We start from the raw sequence: 26363 nt of genomic DNA on the forward strand, positions 1-26363 counted from the left end.
CAGGCCACGGTTTGGAAGCAAGCAGCAAAGGCTTGAATTTTATTGGTTTGGAGCAGGTCCGTCCATTGGCTTAAGATGGTAAGAACACTTGGAGACGTTTATGGCGGATGCAGTAAGTGGTGCGAACTCGGTCTCTGTTGCAGGATACGCGGCTGCCGACTGTCTGTTTGAAGGCGGCAGAACTGTGCTGTGCGATGGAGCCATGGGCACGATGCTCTACGCGCGAGGCGTCTTCATCAACCGGTGCTACGACGAGCTGAACCTATCGCAGCCGGAGATGGTGCGGGAGATCCATGCCGAGTATCTGCAGGCAGGCGCAGAGGTTGTCGAGACCAATACGTTTGGCGGCAACCGGTTTCGGCTGGGGCAGCATGGGCTGCAGGATCAGGTGCGCGCGATCAATGTGGCGGGCGTGAAGCTGGCGCGGGAGTCGGTGAACCAGATCCGCGACAAGCAGGCATGCGAGGCGTTCGTAGCCGGATCCATGGGGCCGCTGGGCGTGCGATTGGAGCCACTCGGCAAGCTGAGCCTCGAAGAAGCGCGTGAAGCTTTCGAGGAGCAGATTCGGGCGCTCGTAGAGGGTGGGCCGGGCGTAGGCGTGGATCTGCTGATTGTAGAGACGATGACCTCGCTGGCCGAGGCCGAGCAGGCGATTCTGGCAGCGCGGAGCGTGGCTCCGGGGATTCGCGTGGTCGTGATGATGACCGTCGATGAAGACGGGAACTGCCTGGACGGCGCCTCGGCTGAGGTTGCCGCGATCAAACTGACCGAGTGGGGCGCAGATGCAGTGGGATGTAACTGCAGCGCAGGGCCTGCAACGGTATTAAGCGTGATCGAGCGGATGCGCCCGGTGACGACGCTGCCGCTGTCTGCGATGCCGAACGCAGGGATTCCGCGCGCAGTCGAGGGTCGCACGATCTATCTGACCTCGCCCGAGTACATGGCCAGCTTTACCCGCAAGCTGGTGAAAGCTGGAGCGAGCATCGTTGGCGGGTGCTGCGGAACGACGCCGAGCTACACGCGGGCGATGAAGAGTTCGTTGCGCGCCTTAGGTGCGATGGAGGGCGGCATCGAGGTGATGGAAAACGCTCGTCCCGGCAAGGCGACGACCATCAAGGAGAGCAAGGTTTCACCCCCTCCGCTGGCCGACCGGTCGAAGATCGGCTCGATGGTAGCGGCGGGCGACTTTGTGACGATGGTAGAGATCGTGCCGCCAAAGGGGATCGACTGCAGCAAGGAACTTGATGGCGCGGCACAACTGCATCGGCTGGGTGTCGATGCGATCAATGTGCCGGATTCGCCGCGCGCCAGCGCAAGGATGAGCGCGCAGAGCCTGTGCGTGCAGATTCAGCAGCATGTTGGAATCGAGACGATTCTGCACTACACCTGCCGCGACCGGAACGTGCTGAGCATCCAGAGCGATCTGCTGGGAGCGTCGTCGATCGGGCTCAAAAATATTCTCTGCCTGACCGGCGATCCGCCGAAGCTCGGCAACTATCCCAACGCGACGGCGGTGTTCGATGTCGATGCGATCGGGCTGGTGAACATCGTCCACAATTTAAACTATGGCTTGGATATCGGGAAGAACCCTATCGGCGACTCGACCGGATTTACGATCTCGGTAGCGGCGAACCCCGGCGTTCAGGATATGGACCAGGAGGTGCGCCGGTTTGCGTACAAGGTGGAGGCGGGCGCAGAATTCGCTATTACGCAGCCGGTGTTTGACCTGCGTGTACTCGAGGAGTTCCTGCGCAGAATCGAAAGCTTCCGCATTCCGGTGATCGCGGGGATCTGGCCGTTGACCAGCCTGCGCAACGCGGAGTTTATGAAGAACGACCTGCGAGTCAGCATGCCGGAAGAGATCATGGCGCGGATGGCCGCGGCGGCCTCGCCTGAAGCGGGCAGAATGGAAGGCGTAAAGATCGCGCAGGAGATGTTGGCCGAGGCGCGGCCGATGGTTCAGGGCGTTCAGGTCAGCGCGCCATTTGGCCGGTACGGCGTCGCGGCCGATGTGCTGGGGCTGGCCGAAGTCGAGGTAGTGTGATGGCAAACTTTGAAGAGCAGTTGATGGCCTTGGAGTCGGTGGTCGAGAAGCTCGAGCGGGGGGAGCTTTCGCTCGATGAGTCGGTGCATCTGTTTGAGGAGGGCGTGAAGCTCTCGAACGCGTGCAAGAAGGAGTTGGAGGCGGCAGAGGGCAGAATCCAGGTGCTGGTGGAGCAGGGCAGAAATGCGATGCGGGTGGTAAACCTGGACGTCGAAACGGGTGCCGAGGAATAGATCTGCTGCGATCTAGCGGTCGCGCGAGGTGACGAAGCCGGGGACCCAGAGGAGGGCGCGCTTGGCTTCGGAATCGGGCAGATCGGCGATGGTGAGCCGGGCTGCTTCCGCGTAGGCGCAGGCTGTATCCATCGCGTAGTCGATCGAGCCATGACGCTGAAGGATCTCAAGAATCTGCGGGTGAGAGACTCGCGTGAAGCTCCGGTCGGCGAGAACGGTGCGGATGGCTTCGCGATCGGCTCCCGTGCCACGCTCCAGCGCATGAATGACGGCAAGCGTAGCCTTGCCCTCGCGAAGGTCTGAGGCTACGGGTTTCCCGAGCACGTCTTCGGCGGCCGTGAGATCGAGAACGTCGTCGACGATCTGGAAAGCGAGGCCGAGATTGCGGCCATACTCGCCAAGCTGAGCTTCAATCTCTTCGGGATCGCCAAATTCGTGGGATGGCGTGACGGCAGCGCCGAGCTGCATGGAGACTTTGAAGAGGCACGCGGTCTTGCGGAAGATGAGGTCGAAATACTCTTCTTCGTTGATGAGGTGACCAAGCTTTTCGATCTGGAGAAGTTCGCCTTCGACCATCTGCTGAGTGAGCGAGATGAGCAGTTCGAGGACGCGGAAGTTGCGCTCCTCAAGCGCCGTCGAAAACGACTGCATGTAAAGCCAGTCGCCTGCCAGGACGCACTTGGCGTTGCCCCAGGTAGTGTTCGAGGAGGGCCGCCCACGGCGCGTGTCAGCTTCATCGATGATGTCGTCGTGGACGAGCGTTGCGGTGTGAAGCATCTCCACGACAGCGCCCAAGCGAATACGGCTCTCACTCGTGCAGCCAAGCGCCTTCGCCGAAAGCAGCAGCAGAAGCGGACGAATCCGCTTGCCGCCACCTGCGATCAGGTAGCGTGCGATGTCGGTGATGACCTCGACGTTCGACGCCGATTGGCGGGAGAACTCCTGCTCAATGGCGGCTAAATCGTCACGCAGGAGGTCGAACACCTCGGCTGCCGTCGCGATGGAGAGCGTACTCACTTACTAGTCAGAGTATCAGGATGTGGATTTGGCTTCAGAGTGGGCTCGAAAAAGTAAGTAAGATTTTTGATCGCAGCAACGGTTTGGCGAGGCGGCAGCGGAATTGGCTGCCGCCGCGCAATGACAGTCAGGCTTAGTTCGAGCGGAAGTTCGTAAACTGAAGCTCGACGCCGATATCTTTGCCCTTGAGCAGCGCCATGACCTCCTGCAAAACGTCGCGGTCCTTGCTGACGACGCGCACAGTGTCGCCCTGAATGCTGGCCTGCGCCTTCTTCTTCGAGTCTTTGATCGCCGCGACGATAATCTTTGCCTTCTCGGACGGAATACCCTGCACCAGCTTGATCTTCTGCCGCACGCTCGAGTTCGCCGCCGGCTCAATCTTCTCAAACTCAAGATTCTTAAGGGACACACCACGCTTAACCAGCTTCTGCGAAAGAATCTCAGTCACCGCCTGAAGCTTGTACTCATCCTGTGACGCAAGCTGAATCGTGTCTGTGCCTTCGAGCTCGATCTTCGACTTCGAGTCCTTGAGGTCGAAGCGGGCATGAACCTCTTTCGAGGCCTGGTCGATGGCGTTTTTTACTTCCTGAAGCTCTACTTTGCTGACTACGTCGAAGCTGTTATCGGATGCCATGGGTGTGTTCCTTCGTCTGTAACTTTGTCGCTCTCTATTATGTCAGCGCTCGCGTGTTTAGCGCGTCGAGGGGAAGAGATTTTTGAAGTTAGCGGTTGTCAGGTCCGCAAGCTCTTCTGGTGTGATGCCGCGAAGCTCCGCCAGGGCTACCGCCGTATGCGTGACAAAAGCAGGTTCGTTGCGCTGCCTCCGAAGCGGGATGGGCGCAAGAAATGGCGCGTCCGTCTCGACCAGAATCCGGTCAGCCGGTGCGCCCACGGCGGCATCGCGAATCCCCTGCGCCTTCGGATACGTCAGGTTCCCCGCGAAAGAAAGATAAAAGCCCGCCGCGAGAGACCGTTCCGCCTCAGCCGGAGTGCCGGAAAAGCAATGCATAATCCCGGGCAGCGCATGCGGCGTCCAATACTCGTTGATCAACGCAAGCAGATCCTCCCATGCATCAGCCTCGCCATACTTTTCCTTAGCCTGCGCCGTCGCCAGTTCGCTGGTGCGGCAGTGGATCAGAATCGGTTTACGCAACTCCGCCGCGATCCGCATCTGCGCGATGAACGCCTCCTGCTGCGTGGCAATGTCGGGATTCTCAACATGGTAGTAGTCGAGGCCGATCTCTCCGACGGCAACGCATCGTTCCCGCCCGCCCAACGCCGCCAGCTTTTCAAGAGCCTCGCGCCCCGCGTGAGCCGCCTCCTGCGGGTGAATCCCAGCGCTCGCAAAGACCTGAGGAAGCCCCTCACCCGAGGTCGTTTCAGCAATCTCAAGCGCCTGGTGCATCGTCGCAGGTCCGTCGCCAATACCGATTGCGAGAACCGTATGAACCCCTGCAGCGTAGGCGCGGCGCAGCACCTCCTCGCGCTCGGTCGGAGTCTCGTTGTAAAAGTCGAGGTGGGCGTGAGAGTCAATCAGAGGCATCTCTTTCAGGGTATCGCATGAGCGAGCAACCGCAATCCTGCCCCAAGCACGACAAAGTAGTTGATGACTGATTTAGTTCGGACCGCGTAGTATGTCTGCATGAAAAATTTGAACCGTCGCGAACTTTGTGTTGCTCTATCGGCTCTTGCAGCGATGGGCGGTGCCGTGGCCGAGGGACAAAATAACGCGGCCGGTGCAGAGCCGGTGCTCGCCCACTCCGAGATATTCCCCTTCGACAAGCTGCCGGTACACGCCTCCGCGAACGGCATGGCCAGCCGCGCAGTGATTCAGGGCCGTCTGGCCACAGGCGAGTTTGTCGAGGTCCATGAGACCGCGTTGCCGCCGGGCCAGATGCCGCATCCGCCGCACCGGCACACGCACTCGGAGTTCCTGCTCATCCGCGAAGGAAAACTCGAAGCCACCAGCGACGGCAAGACGGGCATCGTCGAGCCCGGCGGAGTCATCTTCACCGCGTCCGGCGTGTTGCACAGCTTGAAGAACGTCGGCGACGTCATGGCAAACTACTTCGTCGTCGCAGTCGGCGTGCAGAAGGTTATCGTCTAAAGGGAGTCAGCCGCGGAGTCAGTTCGCTGCCGAACCGGAACCCGACCCAAGCCTCTTCCGCGCAATGCCGATCAGACCCAGCACCCCGGTGCCGAACAGACCGAGCGTGGACGGTTCAGGCGTCTGCGCAGTCGTCTCCGGCGTGATGCTGAGGCTGTAGTCGAGGACAGGTGGATCGCCCTTAGGGTTGATCGCACCCAGGTCAAAGGTCCCCGTCAGGAAGGTGGGATTGGCCGCGTCAGGCGCGAAGAGCGTAGGGCCGAAGAGTCTTCCAGGGACCAGGCCAAGACTCAAGCCGCCGCCGAAGCGGAGCGTTGGAAAATCAATGGATTCCATAGCACTGACCCCATTCGTGGTGACCAGCGTGGAGACGATAAAAGCTGTCTCTGAACCGGGCAGGCATGAGGTGATGATGCCGGTGGGGCAGGTACTCTCATTCCCTGGAGGTGAAGCTGGCAGGGAAAACGTGACATCGAGGCCATTGCCGGTGATGACGAAATCGTCGATTGTGTCGGCGCGGGCGGTGAGAGGAAGAACCAAGGCAGAGGCGAGCAGGGTAAGGGGGAAGACAATCTTTCTCATCGGTGAGAGCTTCTTTCCAGTGCTCTGGATAAATTTACGCACAAGCATGCGTCTGCCGGGATGAGTTGTCAAGCAGATTTCTTAGCCCTGAAGTCTATTTCAATCTCGAGCCGACGGGGATGTCTTCGGCAAACGTCGCGAGGACGGGTTTACCATCGTCGCCGTGCGAGGCGGCCAGCAGCATGCCATGAGACTCCAGGCCGCGCATCTTGCGGGGAGCGAGGTTTGCGATGACGACGATCTTTTTGCCGAGAAGCTCCTCCGGCGTGTACCACTCGGCGATCCCCGAGAGGATCTGGCGCTTTTCGTAGCCGAGATCGACCTCGAGGCGAAGCAGCTTGTCGGCCTTCGGAATGCGCTCGGCAACGATAATCTGCGCAACGCGAAGATCGATCTTGACGAAGTCGTCGATGACGATCTGCGGAGTATCGGGAATATCCGATCGAGCCGCCGAATTGGCGAAGACCCCGGAGGCACGTGCTTCTGTGTGGGACGGAGTGCCGGGGCGTTCAGTGGAGATGGCGTAACTGCCTCCGACCGTCATTCCCGGCGCTGGCTCCGCCAGCGACGAAGTTCGGGGGGCCGCTGCGGGATCGGTAGGATCGGTCGGCGCGGCGGAGGTGTGCGTCGTCGTCTCGTCCACGAACTTCGAGGGTTTTGGGTGTTCGGGCTTCTGAGGAGTAGAGGTGGGATTTTCCATATCGATCATGACCTGCGCGAGTCCTTTGTCTGCTCGTGGAAAGATAGGGGCGAGTGCGCCGAGCTTCGTACCGGGTTTCAGTCCGCCCCATTCGAGATTGTTTAGTTCGCCGCTCTTAGCTGCTTGTTCAATATCGCCGAGACCCAGCTGAGCCCAGACTTTGGCGGTGACGCACGGAAGGATCGGGTAGAGCAGGACTGTAAGGATTCGAATAGATTCAAATGCTGTATGCAAAGTGTCCCGCAAGTCAGCGTTCGATTTCTCATCGCCAACGGCGGCCTGCTTCCATGGAGCATGAAAGGTTATATAGCCATCAATGGCCTTAATGCTTGCCATAAGGATTTCCAACAAATTGGAGAAGCCATAGGCGTGAAAATTTTGCGATCCAAGAACCACGCTCGCTTCTAGTCGCTGGCCAAGTTCCGGGTCCACGGTACCTTCCGGGATTAAGCCTCCGAAATACTTTTCAATCATGCTCAGCGTGCGGCTGACGAGGTTGCCGTAGCCGTTGGCTAGGTCTGCGTTGTAGCGGGTGATCATTGCATCGAAGCTGAAGCTGCCGTCTTGTCCGAATGGAATCTCGCGGAGAAGGAAGTAGCGGAGAACGTCGGCGCCGAAGAGATCTTGTTCTTTCTTCGTGCTGTCGGGGAACTGTTTTTTGTAGACCTCTGTGCCGAAGGCGTCGAGGATGGTCTCGGTGCGGACGACGTTGCCCTTGGACTTCGACATCTTGCTGTCGTCGAAGAGCAGCCAGCCGTTGGCGACGACTGACTTTGGCGTGGGGATCCCTGCAGCGAGCAGGACTGCGGGCCAATAGACGCAATGGAAGCGCGTGATCTCCTTGCCTACGAGGTGCAGGTCGGCGGGCCAGTAGCGGTTGAATCTTTCCTGGTCGGCTGGATTGTCACTGCCGTAGCCGATACCGGTCAGATAGTTGATCAGAGCGTCGAGCCAGACGTAGATGACGTGCTTCTCATTCCCCGGTACAGGGATGCCCCACTTGAAGCTGGTGCGCGAGATGGAGAGGTCTTTGAGGGCGCCGGGGACATAGGCCTTTCCGAGGGCCGAAAGTTCGAGGACCTCACCGCGGTCGGTGGCTTCGGCGACGTTGCCGCGAAGGAAGCTGAGGACTTCGTTGCGGCTTGACTCGGGCTGGATCAGGAGACGGTTCTCGGGGTCCTCGCTCTCGATCAGGTCGATGAGGGGGAGCTGATACTCCGAGAGGCGGAAGAAGTAGTTCTCTTCGGTGATGGTTTCGGTCGGCTTGCCGTCGGGGCCGATAGTGCCGGGAGGTCCGTCGACGAACATCTCCTCGCCGATCGAGTACTGGCCGGTGTAGCTGCTCAGGAAGATCTTGTCGCGGTCGAGAAGAAGCTGAAAGAGCTTCTGGACGGCCTCGATATGACGAGGCTCGGTGGTGCGAATGTAATCGTCGTAGGTGATGCCCATGCGATCCCAGAGGGCACGGAAGGTGGCCGAGACCTGGTCGGCGAACTGAAGCGGCGGAATGCCCGCGGCGGCGGCGGAGCGCTCAACCTTCTGTCCGTGTTCATCGGTTCCGGTCAGGAAGAAGGTATCGTCGCCGAGCAGGCGGTGGCGACGCGCGATCACGTCGGCCGCAATGGTCGAGTACGCATGGCCTATGTGAGGGCGTGCGTTGACATAGTAAATAGGGGTAGTGAGGTAGAACTTTTTTTCGGGCATGGGCCAGAGCTAAGTTTAGCAGGATGGCTGGAGCGCCTTCGCGCGGCCGCGCCGTCGGAAGCCGCACCCGGAAAAACAAATCTCAAAAAGTTGGCGTATTTTTCAGAGCCGAAAAAGTGACTGCTAAAACACCACGTATACCACGCAAATCACCACACCCACACCAGCAAAAAACCACGTCCAAAACGCGCTTTTTGCCAAAAACCCCCTGCAAAAACGACGATCCACCACGAAATTAAAAAAATCCCGAAAAGTCTATCGATCCGGATGGATTACTTCGTCCACTGGAGCCGGAACCTCCTCAACGGGAGGCTCCACATGTTCGGTTTCGGAGGCCTGGGCGAGCCGGGCGAGGTTCAGGTGCTGCTCCATGGCGCGACGGGCCAGCGCGGGGTTGTGAGTGCGGATGGCGCGGTAGATCTCGCGATGCATCTCGGAGGATTCTTTCAGATCGACGGCGTTTTGTATGGTCTTGCTGCGAAGCTGATAGAGGCTGGCGGTGAGCGTCTCCATCAGCGCACCCAGGATGGGGTTGCCGGATGCTTTGGCAATCGTGCGATGGAATCGAACGTCGTGGATCAGGTACTGCTGCGGGTCCTCGAGGGAAGCATACATTTCAGCCACTTCCTCAGCCAACTCGGCGATGTGCTCGTCAGTGGCGCGCTCTGCGGCGAGTGCTGCAACGTTAGACTCAATGACGATGCGGGCTTCAAACATCTGCCATGGATGAAACCCGTGCAGAGCTCCCAGGACGGAGAAGGAACTGGAATCAAACGAGGGGGGCCCGGAGGCGACGAAAGTTCCGGCGCCGTGGCGGCTCTTGAGCACCCCCATGGCGGCAAGAAATCCAATGCCGGACCGGAGGCTGGAGCGGCTGATCTTAAGCTGACGAGCGAGATCGCGTTCGGGAGGGAGGCGGTCGCCCGGCCGAACCTCGCCCGAGCTGATGAGAGACCGAATGTGCTCGACGACGTGCATGGTGAGCTGGCTATGTCCAGAGACCTCGTCGAACTGCTCTTTTGCCTCTTTCTTCACGCTACGCGACTCTCCTTGAGCGGGATTTGATGAAGAGTAACACGGCGATAAAGGCGCGTGTTGTGGGAGAGGCGACGGAGCCGCACGCGCGGTTAAGCAACACTTCGTCAGGTCGTGGGTAAGGCGAGACTTAGATGGTCTGCCGGACGCCGAGACGGGGCACGAGTGCTTGGAAGATGAGGAGAGCGGTCACGTATGCGAGGCCTGCCATCATGAAGATAAGCAAGGGGTGGAGGGAGAAGAAATGAGAGACCAGCCAGGTGAAGCACGCGCCTCCGAGGGCTCCTGCCGCGCCGCCGATGCCTACAACGGTGCTGACGCTGGTGGATGGAAACATGTCCGTTGGCGTGGAGAAGAGGTTCGCGGACCAGCCCTGGTGAGCGGCCGTGGCGAGGCAGAACAGGCTAATGGCCGGCCATGCATTGTTGGGGAACAGGGTATGCATGTGCGGAACGAGCATGATGGGAAGCACGCAGATGGCGCAGATCAGAAGAGCGAACTTGCGCCCGGAGTCGACGCTGTGACCGTGTTTCATGCGGAATCCGGAGAGCCAGCCGCCGGCGATGGAGCCCACGCTTGCGGCGGTGTAGATGACGATGAGCGGATACTTTACGTGGCTTAGATTGAGCCCGTAGTTATCGTTCAGAAACTTCGGCAGATAGAAGAGATAGAACCACCATATGGGATCGGTGATGCCTTTGGCGATGCAGAAAGCCCAGAAGCCGCGGTGGCGGAGCAGAATCGGATAGATGGAGCCGCCGCCCTGTGTGACGGGAGCGAGGTTGGCTTGGGTTTGCGTCGCGCCGCGGCGGAGCTTGTTGTAGGGGAAGATGATCCAGATGATCGCCCAGACGAGTCCCATGGAGCCGGTGCAGATAAAGGCGGCGTGCCATCCCCAGCGGGCGGCAACGGCTGCGATGAGGACGGGGGCGATGAAAGCAGATGCGTTCGAGCCTGAGTTGAAGAGCCCGGTGGCGAGGGCGCGCTCCTCGGAGGGAAACCACTCTGTGGTGGCTTTGATGGCGGCGGGAAAGTTGCCGGACTCGCCGAGACCGAGGAAGACACGGGCGATGCAGAATCCGGCAACGCTGGTGACAAGGGAGTGGCTAATCGAGGCGCATCCCCAGATCAGGATGGCGAGAGCGTAGCCGGTTTTGGTGCCGAGCTTGTCGATGATGCGGCCAGCGAAGAGAAATCCGACGCCGTAAGCGATCTGGAAGCAGATGAGGACGCGGCCGAAGTTGAGGTTGTAGGCGGTTTGGTGGGCGGCATCGACGCCGGGAACCCAGCCCATGAAGTCGAGATGGAGGAGCGGCTCGATGAGGGAGAAGACCGAGCGGTCCATATAGTTGATGGTGGTAGCGAGAAACAGAAGTCCACAGACGACCCAGCGGATATTCGATTTGTCCGGGGTGGAGGCGGAGAAGCCCGAGTCAGGCAGGCTGGCAGTGTTGATCGACATTAGTTGCAACTCCAGCGTAAATGTTGGTCTGACCCGTGCCCCGGATTGCTCCTGTTACAGCAAATTCGGTGCAAGGGGTGTTGAGGAAGAGGATAGTCTGTGCCGGGCTGTAGGTGTCAAGCGACATTATGGCGTTTTTTTCGATCATTCTCGGTTACAAAATATCTAGCCGAACGCCGAGGCCATGGCCGTGTGTGAACTCAGAAGATTTGCGCTTGGTGCGGCCGGTGGTAGGCGAACCTGAGGCACGGTATCATCGCTGACGTGAATGAGGTTTTCAATACGGACGGAACAAAGGTCGCGGAGATGGTGTCGCGGATGCGGTCGGGCGATGTGCGCGCCCTGGCTCGGGCGTTGTCGTTCGTGGAGGGTGGCGGCGGGGCGGCAGATGCGTTGATTGAGGCTTGCCGTGAGTTTGCGGAGAACTCGCTACGGGTGGGAGTGACCGGGCCGCCGGGGGCAGGGAAGAGCACGCTGGTGGACCAGATGGTGAGATGGCTGAGGCAGCAGGGGCACAGCGTTGGCGTGGTAGCGGTCGACCCGTCGAGCCCCTTCACGGGTGGAGCGCTGCTGGGGGACAGGATTCGGATGCAGGGCTTTGCCGGCGATGATGGGGTGTTTATACGCAGTATGGCTTCGCGGGGAGCGATGGGCGGTGTGACTCGTGCTGCTGCGGATGTCTGCGCGGTGATGGAGGCGGCCGGGAGGCAGACGATTCTGATTGAGACGGTGGGGGTAGGCCAGGATGAGGTAGATGTGATCGGGCTCGCAGATGTGACTGTGCTCGTGCTGGTGCCGGGGATGGGGGATGAGGTGCAGAGTCTTAAGGCCGGGGTGATGGAGGTTGCGGATGTGTTCGTCGTCAATAAGCGCGACCGTGGGGGGGCAGAGCTGGTAGAGCAGGAGATTGTCGCGATGCAGGGTTTGGCAGCGAACCGAGATGGTTGGGTGCCACCGGTTGTGCGGACCGTTGCGACGACAGGGGAAGGGGTGCAGGAATTGATGGAGACGGTAAGGCGATGCGCAGTGGAGAAGGGAGCGCGAATGGTGAGGATCGACGGCGCTGCGGGGCTGAGTGCTGTGCGGCAGGATGGATTGCGGCTTGATCATCTGGGTGTTGCGGTGAAGAGTATTGCAGGGGCGCGAGAATTTTATGAAGCGTTAGGGCTGGTGGTTAGTCACGAGGAGACTGTGGAACATGAACAGGTAAAGACGGCGATGCTGCCGCTTGGCGAGAGCCGGATTGAGCTGCTGGAGGCGACCGAGGAAGATTCCGCGATTGGGAGATTTTTAGCGAAACGCGGTGAGGGGCTGCATCACATTGCTGTTCATGTGGATGCGATCGATGCGATGTTTGCCCGGCTGATCCAACAGGGAGTGAGATTGGCGAGCGATGCTGTGCGAGTAGGGGCAGGTGGGCATCGATATTTCTTTGTGCATCCCGCGAGTACAGGGGGCGTATTGCTGGAGATTGTAGGAGATGCTGAGCCGCGTCAGGGTGGGGAGTGATGCGGTTTTTGATGATTCATACAGCTGGTGCGGAGGGGAGCGTCGCACTGGGAGATGCAGACGCGGCGCAGACGATTGTTGCGACTGAGGTGTTGCCGGGGAGGACTTCGTCGGAGCGGCTGGTCCCGGCAGTGCGTCGTCTGATGCAGGCAAGCGGATGGAAGCTGAGTGAACTGGCGGCCGTGGTGGTGGTGCATGGACCTGGATCTTTTACTGGGGTAAGAGTAGGGGTGAGCGCGGCGAAGGGGCTGAGCGAGGCGGGCGGTGTGCCGCTGGTCGCGGTGTCGCGTCTGGCGCTGCTTGCCGGTTCCGTCGGTGATGACGGTGAGAAGGTGCACGTGGTGCTCGATGCGGGGCGGGGTGAGTTTTATTACGGAGAGTATGTCGGGCGAAGATGTGTGCGGGAGGTTTTGATGAGCGCGCAGGATGTGATTGCCGCGGCTTCGGGTGGGTTGGTGGTGGTGTGTGAGGCGAAGGTTGCGGAGAGTTTGGCGTCGTTGCGTCTGCGGCTGGTGGAGGAGCCGTCGGCGGCCGATGCTTTGCCGTTTGCGGTGGAGCGGGTTGCGTCGGGGGAGTTCGACGATGCGTCTACGCTGGATGCGAATTATCTACGGCGGACGGATGCTGAGATTTTTGCGAAGCCTGCTCTGCCGAGACCGGCTCGATGAGTGTTGCTGACTATCGCGTCCGCGAGGGTGCCGCTGCGGATCTTGTGGGGGTGATGCGGCTCGAACAGGAGACTGCGGAGGCTCCGCATTGGACTGCGGCTGAGTATGAGGCAATTGTGGATTCGGGCGGATTTGCTAATGGTGCAGTGAGACGGCGCCTTTTCGTTGTGGAGGGCGAGGCGGGGTTGCTGGGGTTTGCCGTGGGGAAGGTTCTGGTTTCAGAGGCTGTGAGTCTGGGGGAGCTTGAAAGCGTAGCGGTGGGCGTGTCGATGAGGCGATCTGGGGTTGGCAGGATGCTTTGCGAGGCGGTCATTCGCTGGTGTGTGGAGCGGGGCGCGACGGAGTTGGAACTCGAGGTTAGGGCGGGGAGTACGGGGGCGATTGCGCTTTACAGAGGGCTGGGATTCGTTGCCGTCGGTGAACGTACTGGATACTATCGAGATCCGGCCGAGGACGCGTTGCTGATGCAGTTGAAGTTAGCGGAAGGTATGTAATCCACATTGCTCGTGTTGATTGCGCTGTGATAGTTTGTCGGCCATCAGTGCGTTGTTGTTTGTAGCTGGAGGTATTCTCACGTGCAAACTGGCAAGTTCACCGAGCTGCCCCACCCTGCGTCGTTTCCTTCCATTCAACAATTGATACAAGAACATAGTTTGTATGATCGCAGGCTGGATACGTTGCGATCCAAGTTGTTTCTGACTGATTCGGAACAACTGGAAGAGGTACGGTTGAAGAAATTGAAGCTTAGACTGAAGGATGAGATCGAGCGGCTTCGGCGGCTGGGAGTGGCATCCTAAGGTCCAAGAGACAAGGCTCCAAGTGTACGGTGGCTACCGACTGGGGCGAAATCGCGCTCAAGTCCGAGGTGTACGTGGCCTTATAATCGAGTCACTTATGGTGCGAGACGGTTTCTTCTATGCCTTAGGGCTTGGTGTTGTTGCGGCAGTGCTCTGGTATTTGAATATGCCGATTGCGCTGGTGGCGTTGCCGGTGGTGCTGGCGGCTTTCTTTTTGTGGTTTTTTCGTGATCCGAACAGAACGATTCCTCAGGCGCCGGGCCAGATTGTGTCTCCCGGGGACGGCGTGGTTACGGAAGCTGAGTGGATCGAGACGATTAGTGGAAGCCGGTTACGGCTTAGCATCTTTCTGAATGTCTTTGACGTGCATGTGAACCGCTCGCCTGTAGGCGGTGTGGTGAAGGTGTGCGAGTTTCGCAAAGGCGAATTTATGAATGCGATGAAGCCGGAGTCGGTGCTCAATAACGAGCAGACTTTGATTACGATCGATGCCGGCGGATACGAGGTCAGCTTTAAACAGATTGCGGGGCTGTTGGCGCGACGCATAGTTTGTAATCTGAAGGTGGGTGACCGGGTGGAGCGCGGACAGAGAATCGGCCTCATTAAATTTGGGTCGCGGGTAGATGTTCTGATTCCTGCTGCGGCGAACCTGAAGGTGAAGACGGGAGCTCGCGTGAAGGGTGGATCGACCGTACTGGCTGTGCTTCCAGAGCAGGCGCTCAATGAAGCATCGGCAGTGGTGGCTTGATGGAGGATGCACAGATAGGAACTGACGGGAAGATGAGGCGTCAGCCCAGTCGTGGGATGTATGTGTTGCCGTCACTGTTTACGGCGGGCAACATGGCTGCGGGATACTATGCGATTACGCAGAGCATTCAAGGGTCGGTGGCGGACCAGAGTTACTTTGACCGAGCTGCACTCGCGCTTGGAATTGCGGTGCTGTTTGATGGGCTGGACGGCATCATCGCAAGGATGACGAATACGACGAGTGATTTTGGCAGGGAACTCGATTCACTTGCGGATGTGATTACGTTTGGCGTCGCACCGAGTTTACTGGCTTACATTTGGGGCTTCCGCATGTTGCCGTCGATGGCGCATCCGGAGGCGCGACAGCAGATTGTGCATATTGGAGTCTTTGTATGCTTTATTTTTTTGATCTGCGGTGCCAGCCGGCTGGCGAGATTCAACATCAGCATCAATCCGCAGCCGCGCAACCCGGGGCGTCCAGGCAAGAAGTATTTTGTGGGGATGCCGATTCCAGCGGGTGCGGGCGTGATCAGTTCGGTGGTTCACTTTCAGCGCGGATCGCCAATCGACAACCCGTGGGTTTCAGTGGTGTGGCTTTGCCTGTTGTTGTTCACCAGCTTTTTAATGGTGAGCAACTGGCGCTTCTGGAGCGCAAAGGAGATTACGGTTGGAGCGCGACATCCCTACAGGCTCTTTGCGGTCATAGCGGTGGTCGGTGCGTCGATTGCGCTGTATCACCAATACATGCTGATTATTATCGCGATGGCGTATCTGGTATCTGGCGTGGTGGCTCGGCTGGCGTATTCGTGGGGCAGAGCGCGACGGCACTCCAGTGGTGTCCTTCAGTGATGCACCCTGAGCGGATAAGATAAACATCTGGCGTTCCAGACGCCATCAAGACGCATCTCAGGAAAACATGACGGACAGAACGTATCGAATTGGAATTGTTGGCGCATCCTCGCTTGCCGGTAAAGAGCTGAGTGAAGAATTGGGTCAGTCGTTGCTGGGAGCTTCGGACTTTGTGCTGCTCGACGAAGAGGAGGCGGCGGGTCAAGTGACTGCGGCTGGGGATGAGGTCGCGTTTATACAGCGGCTGGAGGCGTCTTCCTTCGATCGGATGGACTTTGTCTTCTTTGCCGGTGGCGCAGAGGTGACGAAGAAATATTGGCAGGCTGCACGGCGTGCAGGGGCTAGTATTGTCGACCTGACCTATGCCTTAGAGGGCGAGAAGGATGTACTGGTGCGAGCGCCGTGGGTGACGGAGGTCTTAGCAAACAAAAGCCGACAAGGTGGACCGGAACCGGACCTGAAGACGCCTGCCGTTGTGACGGCACATCCGGTTGCCGTGATGCTTGCCTTGGTTGCGGGAAGGGTGCAAGAGAGGTTGCCTTTGACGAGTGTTGCTGCAACTGTCATGGAGCCAGCGTCGGAGTATGGTCGCGCTGCGATGGATGAATTGCATCAGCAGACAGTCACGCTGCTTTCGTTTCAGACGCTGCCGCGGGAACAGTATGATGCGCAAGTGGCGTTCAATCTACTGCCTTCGCTGGGCGATGCCGCGAAGGTGAAGTTGCGTGCCACTGAAGGGCGCATTCGCAAACACTACGCGGGACTGGCTGACTCTGAGCTTCCGGCACTTGCGCTGCAGATTGTGCAGGCTCCCGTGTTTCATGGATATGTTGTTTCGATGCTGGTGGAACTCGCCGCAGACAGTACGAAGGAAGCGGTGGAAGCAGTGCTTGTCGGGGAACATGTCGACGTCGTAAGTGAGGAGTCTGACCCGCCTAGCAACCTAAGTGCGGCTGGACAAGAGGAAGTCATGGTACGAGTAAGTAACGACGCCGGTGAGGGAGAGCGGGGAAGACGCTTCTGGCTTTGGCTAGCCGCAGACAACCTGAAGCTAGCGGCGCTAAACGCGATTGCGTGTGGCACGGAGCTGCGACGGTTGCGTCCCTTTGGCAAGGTTCAGTAGGTTCGTTGTACCCCATTTTTAGAAGGTCAAGTGAGAATATTGGAAGGTTCAATGACAGAGAGTGGAATGCGCATCGGGATTGATCTTGGTGGGACGAAAATTGAGGCATTGGCTATCGACGATCGCGGTACAGAGTTGGCTCGGCACCGCGTGGATACGCCGCGAGACGATTATGAGGCAACGATCAAGGCAATCATTGCGCTTGTTCACCGCATGGAAGCGGAGACTGGTAATACAGGCACGGTGGGAGCAGGAATTCCAGGAACCATTTCAAGGGTTACAGGGCGTGTTAAGAACGCCAATTCAACGTGGCTGAATGGCCAACCATTTCACACAGATCTGACTGCGGCGCTTGGTCGTGAGGTGCGGGTCGCTAACGATGCAAATTGCCTAGCGGTGTCAGAGGCGACGGATGGCGCGGCCGCTGGGGTACGTTTTGTGTATGGCGTGATTCTGGGGACTGGATGCGGAGGCGGAGTGGCTTTGGAAGGGTGCGTCCACGATGGACCGAACGGAGTTGCAGGTGAGTGGGGACACAATCCGCTCCCTTGGCCGAAACCTGAGGAGTCTCCTGGGCCTGCATGCTACTGCGGGAAGCGAGGATGTATGGAGATGTGGGTCTCGGGCACGGGAATTGCGCGGGACTATAAAAATGTGACGGGCACGGCGAAGACCACGCGGGAGATTGTTGCAGATTTCACAGCGGGCGATCGGGTGGCCTCAGAGACCATCGAGCGGTTCGAAGATCGTCTGGCACGCGGGTTGTCGAACGTGATCAACATTCTTGATCCAGATGTGATTGTGGTTGGAGGTGGGGTATCCAGGCTGGACCATATTTATGCAGTGCTACCTAAGTTGCTGCCGCAATATGTGTTTGGAGGGGAGGCCTCGACACCGATAGTTCAGGCAAAGTACGGAGACTCCAGCGGCGTCCGTGGGGCTGCGTGGCTTTGGCCTAACCGACGCGGTTGAGAGTGTGTCGGTAGACGAAATGCTATGCGATACTAGAGGCGTGAGGCACTGATTTAGCAGGCCGATCTTCGGCGCTCTAGGGGGTCGCACTGAGTACTGGAGAGCTAGAAAAGTCTCTCAGAAGTTGCAAATGTAGCCGGGATGGCGGAACTGGCAGACGCAGCGGACTCAAAATCCGCCGATCGCAAGGTCGTGGGGGTTCGACCCCCCCTCCCGGCACCAAAACAAAAGCAAGTATAAGTCGATTTAAATCATGGCTTTGAGATAAGCGATCGTGGCAGTGAATTCGCTGCGATCCACCCGAAAATTACTGTCCCCTCCGATGACATCGAGGACGTGGTCGACACCGAGTCCATGGGTGAGCTCGAGTACGACCTCATCCCATGTTGCGTTCGTACTCGTATCGATTACCTCTGCCGCTCCCAATTGTTTCAGGCGCGCAATCTTGCCTGGCTTCTGGAAGTTACCAACACGCGAGCGCCATGTGCCACCGCCAATTGCAGAGCGAACAGCGAGACACCGCCGCTTCCTTGGAGCAGAACCGTCTCTACCGGCTTCAGATTGTCGTGCTTGAACAACGCAACCCAAGCAGTAATTGCAGCCACCGGCAGCGTTGATGCTTCTGCTGGTGTCAGATAATCGGGATAGACGAGCGCGCCTTGTTCAGAGAGCAAGACATATTCGGCGAACACGCCCGGAAGTGGGCCACCGAGGTTTTCGCGCATCGCCTCGCGCGAAGGCACTCCACGGAGCCACTTCGGTCTAAAGAGGGAAATCACCTGGTCGCCCGCTTTGAGGCGAGATACCCCGGAACCGACTGCGACAACTTTGCCCGCCAGGTCCGATCCAAGCACTAGAAGGTACAACATGGGCACTGGATATTTGTGTTCAATCACGAGCTTATCGCGATAGTTCAGCGATACGGCCTTGGTGCGAACGAGAATTTGGCCAGTCTGCGGCTGGGGCGTCGGACTCTCGATAAGGTGAAGGTTTTCATTTCCGCTTTTCTTCAACTGCCAGCTCTTCATACAGTTCTCCGATGATTGAGTTATCGTGCGAATTGTTCCTGATCGCGGGGCACTATTCGACTCTTTGCCCCAGAGAGGAAGTTTGTTTCATAGGTTGCGATAAAAAGAGTGCGCACGCCTCAAGGTCTTCCGCCTTTCGGAGCCGGAGGATGTTGTGGCCATCCGCCAGCGAGCGATTTGTAGAGTAGAACGGCAGAACGGGCGCTGTTGGAATGGCTTTCCGCATAAGCATCTTCGGCCTGCAGTTCTACTCTCTGCGCGTCCAGCAGGTCCAGTAAGCCGGTCGCTCCATTCCTAAAACGAACGCTGGCGAGATCGGCTGCACGTTTACCATCCTTGGCGGCGAGTTGAAGCTGAACGTCGCGTTGCTGCGACCTCGCATAGCTCACAAGAGCGTTCTCAACATCCTCGAGAGCCAGGAGAACCGACTGCTGATACTGGGCAAGTTGCGCATCGCCTTCGGCCTGGCTGGCTGCGATGCGAGCGCGAACTCTTCCTCGGTCGAGGAAGGACCAGTCGATGTTCAATGCCGCCAGGTTCACAGCACTGACTCCGTCAAATGGCGTATCCCCATGAAACTCGTTCAGTCCAATAAGGCCCGCGTAGTTGACACGCGGGAAAAGGTCAGCGGTGGCAATACCTATTCGTTCTGTCGCGGCATGCAGGCGTTCCTCCGACGCGCTTACGTCGGGGCGACGGCGTATAAGATCGGCCGGTGTTCCGGGATCGATACGATTAGGAAGGTCGGGTAGTGGCCTTGCCACTTCAAGCTGAGAGACGAAAGCATCTGGAGGAAGCCCGCACAATACAGCAAGGCGATGTTCATCGAGCGCGATTGTAGAGAGCAGCTCTGGAATACGCGAGGCCGTTGTCTCGAGAAGAGCGCGTGCTCTCGCCGTATCGAACTCTGTACCTCTACCGGCTGAGTAAGCCGCATCAACCAGCCGTACCGTTTCCTGCTCGTTCTTAACATTCTCCCGCGTTATCCGAAGAAGTTCCTGTCGTCCACGGAGATCTATATAAGTGCCAGCCACTTCTCCAACTACGGTAACCTGTATCGCAGCAAGGCCACTTGCATCAGCGAGAGCAAGCTGGCGTTGCGCCTCTATGTTGTGACGAACGCGACCAAAGAAATCGAGTTCCCAACTTGCATTGATCTCTGGGTTGAAAAAGCGATTATTTCGCGGATAGCCAAATGCCTGGTCTGCACTGAATTTCTGCCTACCGACGCTCGTGCTCATCGTTACTGTGGGATAGCGGTCGAATTTTGCTTCACGCAATAAGGCATTGGCGCTGTCGTAATGGGCCAGCGCGGAGCGCAGATCGTTATTCGAGGTAAGCGCACGCTGCACAAGCGAGCTGAGTTCTGGGTCATTGAAACTATGCCAGAACTCCGGATCACTCGCGTCCGCATGGGGGCTGACGACAACGGTCGTTGTATCAGGTGCGGTGAACTGCTGCGGAAGTCCGAGCGCTGGCTGTTTGTAATGGGGACCGACGGAACATGCGGTAAGCCCAAGAGAGAGCACCGTCGCCAGAATTGATTTGCGATTAAGCATTTTTCTCCTCCAATTCCTCGGCAACTTCTTCCCATTCTTCGCGAAACTCTTTCTTCGCCCATGTACGCAGGGCTACATAGAACACTGGAGTCAGAAAGAGACCAAACAGTGTCACACCGAGCATTCCAGAGAAGACCGTAATGCCAGTCGCTGCGCGAACTTCGCTGCCGGCGCCGTGCCCCAGGAGCAATGGAACCGAACCGGCGATAAATGCGATCGAGGTCATCACGATCGGACGCAGACGCATGCGACACGCTTCGAGCGCAGCCTCCACGATGCTTTTGCCCTGAAGCTCTAATTCTCGAGCAAACTCGACGATGAGGATTGCGTTCTTGCAGGCCAGGCCCATCAAAACCACTAAGCCCACCTGCACGAATACATTGTTGTCGCCACCCGTGAGCCATACGCCAAGAAGTGCCGCACACATGCACACGGGCACAATCAAAATTACCGCCAGCGGCAGCGTCCAGCTCTCATAAAGGGCGGCAAGCACAAGGAAGGCTAGCATTACAGCAAGTGGAAATACTACAGCGGCTGCGTGGCTTTGTGTCGCCTGCTGATAGCTCAAGTCTGTCCACTCGAGTACGATGCCACGGGGCAGCACCTTGTCGGCGATCTCCGTCAGTTTTGTAACAACCTGTCCAGATGAGAGCTTTTTGGGATCGGAATCGCCGATAAGATCGGCGGCCGGGTAGCCGTTATAACGCATAACCGGATCAGGTCCATAGCTCGGTACTACCGTCACAATCGAGCCTATAGGCACCATTTCACCGCGCGCATTGCGCACACGCAGATTGCCGATGTCCTCCACTCGCTGGCGATGGGTGCTATCGGCCTGCGCCATGACCCGGTAGACGCGTCCGAAAGCATTGAAGTCGTTGATATAGACCGAACCAAGATAGGTCTGCAGGGTGTCGAATAGATCGGATAACGCAACCCCCTGCGCCTTAGCCTTAATCCGATCGACCTTCACTTCGAGTTGTGGGATGTTGGCCTGGTAGGAACTGACGGGAAAAGTCATTCCTGGTGTTTGCGCGACGGCGCCCTGGAAGGCGCTCAACGCATTCTGCAGAGCACCATACCCGAGCCCTGCTCGATCTTCCAAATAAAGCGAATAACCCGAACCGTTGCCGAGACCTTGAATCGGTGGCGGCATCAACGCGTAGGAGTAGCCATCCTTGATGTTCGCAAACTTGGCGTTAAGTTCTGTGTTGATCTCCGCTGCACTGCGACGGCGCTCATCAAACGGCTTGAGGATAACGTAGGCAACTGTATTATTGGGCGTATTGATTTGCTGCAAGCCATTAAAGCCTGAGAGGTCGACCACCATATCGACACCATCCACGCTGTGCGCCACGTCGATCAGCCTCCGTGAGACCGCGCCGGTACGGGCATGCGAAGCACCTTCAGGCAGCTTGGCCCCGGCGAAAAGATAGAGTTTGTCCTGGGTTGGAATGAATCCTCCCGGCACTTTGATGAACAACAGTGCGGTCGCGGCGAGCAGAACCGCATAGACCGCGTACACGACTCCTCGGTGACGTAGAGTGCGTCCCACCGTACCGTGATAGTTCTCCGAACTACGCTCAAAGAAGCGATTGAACGGATGAAACAGCCAGCCGAACGTGCGTTCGATGCCTCGCGCCAGTACATCTTTGGGCGCATCGTGCCCTTTGAGTAACTTTGCTGCGAGCGCTGGCGACAAAGTCAGGGAGTTGATCGCAGATATCACGGTCGAGATCGCGATGGTTACCGCGAACTGTCTGTAGAACTGGCCGGTGACGCCGGAAAGGAAGGCCATAGGCACGAACACAGCGCAGAGCACGAGCGCGATCGCAACGATGGGACCGGATACCTCTTTCATCGCCTGGTGGGCAGCGTCACGCGGGCTTAAGCCCTCCTGGATATTGCGCTCGACATTCTCGACCACAACAATGGCGTCGTCGACGACGATGCCGATCGCAAGTACCAGGCCGAACAAGGTCAGTGTGTTAATCGAGTAACCCAAGAGATACAGAAACGCGAATGTGCCCACCACCGAGACTGGCACCGCAACGAGCGGAATGATGGAGGCGCGCCACGTCTGCAAGAACAGAATCACTACCAGCACCACCAACACTACGGCCTCGATCAATGTATGCTCAACCGCGCGGATCGATTCGCGCACGAATACGGTTGGGTCCCAGTTTGGCTTGTAGACCATGCCGGCAGGGAACTCTACAGACAACTTGTGCAACTGTGCATACACCGAAGTGGCAACCCCCAGGGCATTGGCTCCGGGGGTAAGAAATATCCCGATTGCCACACCCTTTTTGTTGTCGTGGTACATATCCATGGTGTAGTCGCTGGCGCCAAGTTCAACCCGTGCAACATCGGAGAGATGTACGATTTGGCCGTCCGCACCATCTTTGAGCACAATGTCGCCAAACTCCTTTTCGCTGCGGAGGCGTCCTTGCACGTTGATCGGGATTAGAAGCTCGGTGGTCTTCGGCGAGGGCTCGGCGCCGAGCTGTCCTGCTGACACTTGCACGTTCTGCTCGCGCACAGCGTTGACCACGTCGGCGGCGGTAAGACCGCGCGAGGCAAGTTGGTTCGGGTTGAGCCAGAGACGCATGGCATAATCGCCAGAACCTATCAACTGAACATCACCAATACCGGGTAGGCGCGACAACTCGTCCTTGATATGCAGGACCGCGTAGTTGCGCAGGTACAGTGAGTCGTAACGATTGTCGGGAGAATACAAGCTCACGTACATGAGCGGTGTGGGCGATTGTTTCTGCGTGGTTACGCCAAACTGGCGCACCTCATCAGGTAACCGAGACAGTGCCTCACTGACCCTGTTTTGCACACGTACGGCCGCAGTATCGGGATCGACCCCAGGCCGGAAGGTGACCACGACCTGAAGACTGCCATCGGAGCCGGCGACAGACTTCATGTACATAATACCTTCCACACCGTTGATCGCCTCTTCAAGCGGCTCCGCCACCGACTCGGCGATCTCTTTCGGATTGGCACCGGGATAGGTGGCACGGACGACCACGCTCGGAGGGACCACTTCGGGATATTCCCCGGATGGAAGGAGAGGAATGACAATCAATCCGAGAGAAAAGATGATGATGGACAAGACGATTGCGAAGATCGGCCGGTCGATAAAGAATTTTGAGAAATCCATGATCTGCCTCTTCCTTATTTCTGCGCTTCTTGAGCGGGAGTGGGGGTAATGCTGGCAGTTACCAATCCCATGGCGACTTCTGTGGGAGCGACAGGGGCGCCGGGGAAGTAGATCTGCTGCAATCCGCTGACGATCACTTTGTCTCCTGGGGAAAGACCGGTTCGAATCAGGCGCAGGCCGTCCGCCATGCTTCCAGTTACGACATCTTTGCGCTGCGCCACATTACCTGGGCCGACCACGTACACATACTTCTGCTCCTGATCGGTAAGAATCGCTCTGTCATCCACCAGAAGCGCCTGCACGGTGCCGGAGCTTTCAAGCTGAACGCGAGCATAGAGGCCTGGAACGAGAAGGTGATCAGGATTGGGGAGCACGACGCGGGCGCGAATTGTTCCGGTCGATGGAGTGACCTGGTTGTCGAGAAAATCAACCCTGCCGACATGGGGAAAGCCGGTCTCATTCGCCAGCGCGACACGCACGGGGTTCGCCGAACTCACTCCGCTTCCGCGATGAACTCTCTCCTGAAAGCGCAAATAACTCTGCTCATCGCAATCGAAGTACACATAGACAGGGTCTTGTGACACGACGGTGGTCAGCACCGTTTGATCGGCTTGTGCAAGATTTCCGCGCGTGAGCTGGGCTCGGCTGGTTCGTCCATCAACCGGTGATCGTACTTCCGTAAAGGACAGATTGAGCTCTGCCGTTGCAACGGCAGCTTCTGCTTCATGCACGCGAGCAATGCTCTGAGAGAGATCAGAGTCACGATTCTGATATTCTTCCTGCGAAATCGCGTTGGAAGCATTCAGTGTTTGCGCCCTTTTCGCCTGAATATTGGCGAATGCCGCCGCGGCCTTCTCTCGTTCCAGGCTTGCCTTTGCACTATCGAGAGCATCGCGGTAAGGCCGCGGATCAATGACGAAGAGCGGGTCACCGCGCTTTACGCTGTCTCCCTCTCGATAGGCAACGTTATCCACGTAGCCTGTTACCCTGGCTCGCACATCTACGGAATTGATGGATGCGACACGGCCGTTGAACTCGTCAGACAGATGAATTGGTTTGGGCACAACCGCCGCAACTTCTACTGCTGCCGGTGAAAACGACCTCTTGTCGGGAGATTGTCTACATCCCGCAAGGGAGATCGCCACACTCACCGCACACATGCAGACAAGCAGAAAATGCCTGGACGGAGTTCGACGTGCGAAGAAACCCCATTCGACCAGGCGTCGTCTTGCCGTGTCGGAGACAATTCCCGACGAAATCCCCGTCACGACCGCGGTTCCTTGCTGTTTTGCATTCAACTTGCTCATTGCCTGCCTCCTCGCCTATCTCTTCTGGAGCATCGACCCCAGCGACATATAAGTAGATACTTGCAATCTAGAAAGGATGCAAGTATTTAGTTGGAAAATGTGAGAACATCAATACATGTCAGTTTTTGTCCCAGATCGGAAGCGAAACGTTCGGGGAGAACGCCGTGTGGCAAGTCTGCTCGACGTGGCCGGCGGCATTTTCGGAGAGCTTGGCTACCACGCGGCAACCACGAACGCCATTGCTGCCGGAGCGAAGGTTTCCCCGGCAACGCTGTATCAGTTCTTTCCAGATAAGGAAGCTATCGCCAATGCGCTCGTGGCCCGCTACGCGGTGGATCTGGCGAAAGAGGAGCGAGCTGCGGACACACAGAAACTTGCGTCAGCGTCTTTGGAAGAGGCCATCCGGCAGGTCACCGGAGTCGTGATTGAGTTTCATCGGAGGCATCCTGCATTTCGTACTTTATATGCAGAGGCTCCTCTTTCGAAGGACACCGCCGAACAAAAGCGCCTCCTTGTTCAAACCTTCATCGACATCGTTTCCAAGATGCTAAGTATAAGAAATCCAAAACTCGATAGGCAAGACGCTTTGTGGAGCGCAGAAATTGTCCACACCGCCTTGATAGGTTTCCTGCCCGCCCTGGCAGGTCGCAAGACATCTGACCGGTCGCGAATGATCGACGCCTTGAATCAAATGCTGGCGCGCTACCTGGAGTCTGTGCTCAAGCCGCCTAAACGCTAGGGGCCGGTTCTTCACGCCGGCGGAGATGAGCGCCTAATTTGAGCAAATTCTGGATACGCGATCTAGCAGATCGGCCATTCGCAATGCGGATGGCCGGGTGATCCGCTCAATTGATTTCCACGACGACCGGGTGGAAACAGTGGCATTGGCGCTGCGACTGCAAAGCCTGTAGCTGAGCTAGGTGCTCAGGTAGTCGTCACAGGAAGGCGGCAAAGCGAGGGGCGACTGCTCGTCAAGGACACCAAACGCAACAGCGGATCTGCGGCGTTCATCCAGGCAGACCTCAGCCAACCCGAACAGGTGAAGCGGATCGTACCATTCACTCTCAAAACCTTCGGACGGCTCGACTACGCATTTAACAATGCTGGGATCTCCGGTGAAAACCGGTTGCTCACAAATCAGACTGAGAAAACTTTTGACCGCGTCTTCGCTGTGAACGTAAAAACCCTGTTTCTTCTGCTCCAGGACGAGGTCAGGCAGATGATGACAAAAGGACAGGGGGGCTTGTTCGTCAATACTGCCTCAGTCGGCGGCCGGTTAGCATTTCCAACCGCCGGCCCTACGTGGCCAGCAAACACGCCGTGCTTGGCTTAACCAAGACTGCCGCAATCGAATGTGGGCGATATGGTATTCGAGTGAACGCAGTGAGTCCTGCGCGGTTAGGACTGAGATGTTGCTCGACGTATTTGGCACCGAAGAGGCACTGAGGAAATGAGTGCGGTGGATCCCATTGGCCGGATTGGACGCCCGGAGGAGATCGCCGATGCAGTTGCATGGCTGTTTTCGGACCGACCATCTTATTACACGGGACAGTCCTTGACCCTTGACGGCGGTCTCACGGCGCAGCGCCCGTACGTGACGCAACCCGCCAGCGACAAACTCTCTCAGAATGCCCGCGATGAGAAATGGCGAGTGGGCCTTGAAAACATCTGAATCTTTTTAGACCCCACGTCCTTCTATATCTCGAAGCCGATTGACCATTAGGTCCTAAGCCGAATTATTCCGGTATTAA

The 26363-nt window shown here is 57.8% G+C and carries 25 protein-coding genes, 1 tRNA gene and 1 pseudogene; 15 read left to right on the plus strand and 12 right to left on the minus strand.

Going from position 1 to position 26363, the window contains the following annotated elements; all coding sequences use genetic code 11:
- Positions 1-100: 100 nt before the first annotated feature.
- The gene (locus HDF14_RS22410; RefSeq protein ID WP_183980997.1) at positions 101-2044 is read left to right on the plus strand and encodes a bifunctional homocysteine S-methyltransferase/methylenetetrahydrofolate reductase; all 1944 of its coding nucleotides are present in this window, start codon (positions 101-103) and stop codon (positions 2042-2044) included.
- Positions 2044-2277 (plus strand): exodeoxyribonuclease VII small subunit, encoded by a 234-nt coding sequence (locus tag HDF14_RS22415; RefSeq protein ID WP_183980998.1) that lies wholly within the window; start codon positions 2044-2046, stop codon positions 2275-2277. The genes HDF14_RS22410 and HDF14_RS22415 overlap by 1 nt, the downstream gene beginning before the upstream one ends.
- A gap of 12 nt (positions 2278-2289) precedes the next feature.
- Here HDF14_RS22415 and HDF14_RS22420 read toward each other — a convergent pair whose 3' ends face one another.
- The 3 genes from HDF14_RS22420 to HDF14_RS22430 all read right to left on the minus strand — a co-directional run bounded on the left by HDF14_RS22420 (position 2290) and on the right by HDF14_RS22430 (position 4837).
- Positions 2290-3294, minus strand: coding sequence for a polyprenyl synthetase family protein (locus HDF14_RS22420; protein WP_183980999.1), 1005 nt, complete (start codon positions 3292-3294; stop codon positions 2290-2292).
- A 133-nt stretch (positions 3295-3427) separates the two neighbouring features.
- Positions 3428-3928 (minus strand): YajQ family cyclic di-GMP-binding protein, encoded by a 501-nt coding sequence (locus HDF14_RS22425; protein WP_158943172.1) that lies wholly within the window; start codon positions 3926-3928, stop codon positions 3428-3430.
- A 57-nt stretch (positions 3929-3985) separates the two neighbouring features.
- Entirely contained in the window at positions 3986-4837 is an 852-nt protein-coding gene (locus tag HDF14_RS22430; protein ID WP_183981000.1) for a TatD family hydrolase, read from the minus strand.
- Between the two features lie 99 nt (positions 4838-4936).
- Between HDF14_RS22430 and HDF14_RS22435 the strand changes: the two genes are divergently transcribed.
- Complete coding sequence (locus HDF14_RS22435; RefSeq protein WP_183981001.1) at positions 4937-5401, plus strand: cupin domain-containing protein; 465 nt, start codon at positions 4937-4939, stop codon at positions 5399-5401.
- 18 nt (positions 5402-5419) lie between these two features.
- Here the strand turns inward: HDF14_RS22435 and HDF14_RS22440 are convergent, their stop codons facing one another.
- From HDF14_RS22440 to HDF14_RS22455, 4 genes are all read right to left on the minus strand, one after another.
- On the minus strand, positions 5420-5983 hold the full coding sequence (locus tag HDF14_RS22440; protein ID WP_183981002.1) for a PEP-CTERM sorting domain-containing protein: 564 nt from the start codon (positions 5981-5983) through the stop codon (positions 5420-5422).
- Positions 5984-6077: 94 nt separating this feature from the next.
- Complete coding sequence (metG, locus tag HDF14_RS22445; protein WP_183981003.1) at positions 6078-8387, minus strand: methionine--tRNA ligase; 2310 nt, start codon at positions 8385-8387, stop codon at positions 6078-6080.
- 255 nt (positions 8388-8642) lie between these two features.
- Complete coding sequence (locus HDF14_RS22450) at positions 8643-9422, minus strand: FadR/GntR family transcriptional regulator (RefSeq protein ID WP_313899665.1); 780 nt, start codon at positions 9420-9422, stop codon at positions 8643-8645.
- 130 nt (positions 9423-9552) lie between these two features.
- Positions 9553-10884: an MFS transporter gene (locus HDF14_RS22455; RefSeq protein ID WP_183981004.1), complete on the minus strand. Its 1332-nt coding sequence runs from the start codon at positions 10882-10884 to the stop codon at positions 9553-9555.
- Positions 10885-11148: 264 nt separating this feature from the next.
- On the opposite strand from HDF14_RS22455, the gene meaB reads away from it, so the two are divergent.
- The 9 genes from meaB to HDF14_RS22500 all read left to right on the plus strand — a co-directional run bounded on the left by meaB (position 11149) and on the right by HDF14_RS22500 (position 17771).
- The gene (gene meaB, locus HDF14_RS22460; protein ID WP_313899666.1) at positions 11149-12393 is read left to right on the plus strand and encodes a methylmalonyl Co-A mutase-associated GTPase MeaB; all 1245 of its coding nucleotides are present in this window, start codon (positions 11149-11151) and stop codon (positions 12391-12393) included.
- Positions 12394-12404: 11 nt separating this feature from the next.
- Positions 12405-13061, plus strand: a complete 657-nt coding sequence (tsaB, locus tag HDF14_RS22465; RefSeq protein WP_183981005.1) for a tRNA (adenosine(37)-N6)-threonylcarbamoyltransferase complex dimerization subunit type 1 TsaB — start codon at positions 12405-12407, stop codon at positions 13059-13061.
- On the plus strand, positions 13058-13555 hold the full coding sequence (locus HDF14_RS22470; protein ID WP_183981006.1) for a GNAT family N-acetyltransferase: 498 nt from the start codon (positions 13058-13060) through the stop codon (positions 13553-13555). Before tsaB ends, HDF14_RS22470 begins: the two co-directional genes overlap by 4 nt.
- An 81-nt stretch (positions 13556-13636) precedes the next feature.
- Positions 13637-13858: a DUF465 domain-containing protein gene (locus HDF14_RS27735; RefSeq protein WP_183981007.1), complete on the plus strand. Its 222-nt coding sequence runs from the start codon at positions 13637-13639 to the stop codon at positions 13856-13858.
- A 97-nt stretch (positions 13859-13955) separates the two neighbouring features.
- A complete protein-coding gene (locus HDF14_RS22480) occupies positions 13956-14606 on the plus strand; it encodes a phosphatidylserine decarboxylase (RefSeq protein ID WP_183981008.1) in 651 nt (216 codons plus the stop codon).
- 32 nt (positions 14607-14638) lie between these two features.
- The gene (gene pssA / locus HDF14_RS22485; protein WP_260698501.1) at positions 14639-15454 is read left to right on the plus strand and encodes a CDP-diacylglycerol--serine O-phosphatidyltransferase; all 816 of its coding nucleotides are present in this window, start codon (positions 14639-14641) and stop codon (positions 15452-15454) included.
- Positions 15455-15521: 67 nt separating this feature from the next.
- Positions 15522-16577: an Asd/ArgC dimerization domain-containing protein gene (locus HDF14_RS22490; protein WP_183981009.1), complete on the plus strand. Its 1056-nt coding sequence runs from the start codon at positions 15522-15524 to the stop codon at positions 16575-16577.
- 51 nt (positions 16578-16628) lie between these two features.
- A complete protein-coding gene (mak, locus tag HDF14_RS22495; protein WP_221304827.1) occupies positions 16629-17549 on the plus strand; it encodes a fructokinase in 921 nt (306 codons plus the stop codon).
- Between the two features lie 135 nt (positions 17550-17684).
- Positions 17685-17771: transfer RNA gene (locus HDF14_RS22500), tRNA-Leu, on the plus strand.
- Positions 17772-17795: 24 nt separating this feature from the next.
- Here HDF14_RS22500 and HDF14_RS22505 read toward each other — a convergent pair.
- The 5 genes from HDF14_RS22505 to HDF14_RS22525 all read right to left on the minus strand — a co-directional run bounded on the left by HDF14_RS22505 (position 17796) and on the right by HDF14_RS22525 (position 24465).
- Positions 17796-17975 (minus strand): hypothetical protein, encoded by a 180-nt coding sequence (locus HDF14_RS22505; RefSeq protein ID WP_183981010.1) that lies wholly within the window; start codon positions 17973-17975, stop codon positions 17796-17798.
- 5 nt (positions 17976-17980) lie between these two features.
- Complete coding sequence (locus HDF14_RS22510) at positions 17981-18577, minus strand: zinc-dependent alcohol dehydrogenase family protein (RefSeq protein ID WP_183981011.1); 597 nt, start codon at positions 18575-18577, stop codon at positions 17981-17983.
- Positions 18578-18696: 119 nt separating this feature from the next.
- The gene (locus HDF14_RS22515) at positions 18697-20136 is read right to left on the minus strand and encodes an efflux transporter outer membrane subunit (protein WP_183981012.1); all 1440 of its coding nucleotides are present in this window, start codon (positions 20134-20136) and stop codon (positions 18697-18699) included.
- Positions 20129-23305 carry an efflux RND transporter permease subunit gene (locus HDF14_RS22520; RefSeq protein ID WP_183981013.1) on the minus strand — a complete coding sequence of 1059 codons (3177 nt, stop codon included), beginning with the start codon at positions 23303-23305 and terminating at the stop codon, positions 20129-20131. The genes HDF14_RS22515 and HDF14_RS22520 overlap by 8 nt, the downstream gene beginning before the upstream one ends.
- Before the next feature lie 14 nt (positions 23306-23319).
- On the minus strand, positions 23320-24465 hold the full coding sequence (locus HDF14_RS22525) for an efflux RND transporter periplasmic adaptor subunit (protein ID WP_183981087.1): 1146 nt from the start codon (positions 24463-24465) through the stop codon (positions 23320-23322).
- A 313-nt stretch (positions 24466-24778) separates the two neighbouring features.
- On the opposite strand from HDF14_RS22525, the gene HDF14_RS22530 reads away from it, so the two are divergent.
- The 3 genes and pseudogenes from HDF14_RS22530 (at position 24779) to HDF14_RS22545 (ending at position 26284) form a co-directional block, all read left to right on the plus strand.
- On the plus strand, positions 24779-25351 hold the full coding sequence (locus HDF14_RS22530) for a TetR/AcrR family transcriptional regulator (protein ID WP_221304829.1): 573 nt from the start codon (positions 24779-24781) through the stop codon (positions 25349-25351).
- Between the two features lie 141 nt (positions 25352-25492).
- Positions 25493-26058 (plus strand): annotated as a pseudogene (locus HDF14_RS27740) (SDR family NAD(P)-dependent oxidoreductase); the annotation flags it as partial.
- A complete protein-coding gene (locus HDF14_RS22545; protein ID WP_313899671.1) occupies positions 26036-26284 on the plus strand; it encodes an SDR family oxidoreductase in 249 nt (82 codons plus the stop codon). The pseudogene HDF14_RS27740 and the gene HDF14_RS22545, both read left to right, overlap by 23 nt.
- Positions 26285-26363 lie beyond the last annotated feature (79 nt).

This window comes from Tunturiibacter gelidiferens (assembly GCF_014201335.1).
Classification (GTDB): Bacteria; Acidobacteriota; Terriglobia; order Terriglobales; family Acidobacteriaceae; genus Edaphobacter; species Edaphobacter lichenicola_E.